This is a genomic window from Veillonella sp. ZSJB6 (genome assembly GCF_051549505.1).
Classification (GTDB): domain Bacteria; phylum Bacillota; class Negativicutes; order Veillonellales; family Veillonellaceae; genus Veillonella.
In genome coordinates this window covers 1-263 of sequence record NZ_JBPUGE010000072.1, presented here as the reverse complement: position 1 = coordinate 263, position 263 = coordinate 1, and the positions used below count along the sequence as shown (strand labels likewise).

The 263-nt window shown below is 47.9% G+C and carries 1 protein-coding gene; it reads right to left on the bottom strand.

The features are described from left to right. Positions 1-250 (bottom strand): alpha/beta hydrolase-fold protein (locus ACSV5T_RS09940; protein ID WP_438321013.1); only part of this gene is annotated, 250 nt, incomplete at its 3' end. Positions 251-263: the final 13 nt, after the last annotated feature.

The following is a 263-nucleotide window of genomic DNA, read 5'->3' as shown; positions in this document are numbered from 1 at the left end:
CGATTAGATTAGGCAATTCATCGACGATATAATCATACATCTGAAAATGCGTTGCCCAAGGCGCTTGGGTGGCATTGACATAAAAGCCTGCCCCTTGCCCCAAATCATAAGCGCTGTCATCAGGCACATCGTTACCGCTCAAATCGACACCCCTAGGACTGGTATCGGGTGCCACCACAATCACGTTGTGACGACTGGCATACTCAGCAAACCCAGATTTTTGAATAAAGTTTTGCTCAGTACACGTCAGCCCTGATAGCCAA